Raw genomic sequence first — 1,533 nt, 5'->3', positions numbered from 1 at the left:
GGCCCGGTTTCCGCGGTGCGCGGCGCGGTATGCGCGGCTGGCGCGGCCTGCCCGGTTTCCGCGGTGGTGCGCGGCGTCGTATCCGGCTGCGGGGCGGTGTTTCGTGATTCGCTCATGAGTGTTCTCCATAGGCGGCGCGGGTAAAACTGCCCACTTCGGTAGCGAGGCGGGGAAGATCATCGGGGTCGGCGGGTTCCTCGGTCATCCAGTGGAGCACGCGCCAGAGCAGGCCGGCCGCCACCATGGAAGCGAAGTCCATCTCCGCTTTCGAGGGCGGGGGATAGGCGCCGTTCGCCCCGGCGGGCATGCTTGATTTAGCGGTCGCAGGCGCAGGCGCGCCGTCGCCCGAAGTTTGTTTTTCGGGTGTCGGCGTACCGAACATGACACGGCCACGGGCGCGAATGGCCGGGGCACTGAGCAGGCGATCACGAATCGCCGCGATAATCGGGGCTGCGCTCCCGAGAGCCGCGGAACTGGTGAGAGCCGCGGCAATGAGGTGGCGGTGCTCCAACAGAGTGGTGAGCATGGGGAGCAGCACCTGCAGCTGTACGTCGAGCGACGGTTCTTCTGAGGTTGGCACCGGGGTGGCGTCAAAAATTGCGTGGAGCCGTGTAAGAACGACGGCGCGCACCAGTTGGCTAATCCCAGAAAAATGCTGGTAGAAAGTGGGGCGGGTGACCCCGGCTTCCCGCGTGATCCAAGAGACGGTGAGATCATCAATCGCCGCGCCGCTATCAATGAGCGCGCCAGCAGCGTGCACCAGCGCATCGTAGGAGCGCCGGGCCCGCGGATCGTCTGCGGCAGGGCCGAGGGGGCTGTGCTGGTTTGCGGCGGGGCCGAGGATGCTGTGCTGATCTGCGTTCGGCATTCCGCTCGTGCCGCCGTTGGGAGCGTCTGTGTGTACCTCTCTCATGCCGCCTAATTTACACATGTAAAATAGGCGGCGCAAGGGGAGGCGGGGTGGTAGGTGTTTTCCGAGCTGTAGTGCAGATGTCGTACATGCGAAGTGCATCTCGGAAAAACAGTCACCCATGTACATTTTGTGAGTCGGCCTGGTCTCCCTCCTCCTCAAGTGCGCATTTCGGACCATCACCCTNCGGCCATGTCACTTCCAAGACACTCCCGCGTGTTTTCCAGGCTGTTTAGGCCTGGTGCGGGCAGGTCAGCGCGTAAGCGGGGCACGCCACCGTGGCTATGATCTATCCTGCCAGCCGATCCCAGATCAGCTACACACAAGTCTCACAGCGCGTAAGAGACACGAAATCGCTCCGAAACGGTGCTCTTATGCGCACTTTGTTTTCGGGGCGGGCTGGACGGGCCCGGGCTGGACGGGCCTGGGCCGCCAGTTGCCAGATCGGCTCCGGGTGGTGGCTGGCCACCAGGCCCGCGGTGCGGTGACAGAGTGGTACTGGAGAGCATCGGGCCTGACAGAGTGGTACTCCACGACAGAAAACCGGGTGTTGGCTGTAGCTCCAGTACCACTTTGTAAGCCGGCGTGATGGTGGGCGGTCGGTGCCTGTCGTTCGCAGGCCC

1 protein-coding gene is annotated in these 1,533 nt (G+C 64.0%); it reads right to left on the bottom strand.

The features are described from left to right. Positions 1-112: 112 nt before the first annotated feature. Complete coding sequence (locus CZ322_RS02085) at positions 113-913, bottom strand: TetR/AcrR family transcriptional regulator (RefSeq protein ID WP_159454972.1); 801 nt, start codon at positions 911-913, stop codon at positions 113-115. Between the last annotated feature and the right edge of the window lie 620 nt (positions 914-1,533).

The sequence above is a fragment of the Actinotignum timonense genome, assembly GCF_900155575.1.
Lineage (GTDB): Bacteria > Actinomycetota > Actinomycetes > Actinomycetales > Actinomycetaceae > Actinotignum > Actinotignum timonense.
This window is presented reverse-complemented; position numbering and strand designations above follow the sequence as displayed.

Excerpts from the sequence above, each read along its gene's own strand:
- CZ322_RS02085 (WP_159454972.1), bottom strand. The coding sequence starts at position 913 with ATGAGAGAGGTACACACAGACGCTCCCAACGGCGGCACGAGCGGAATG.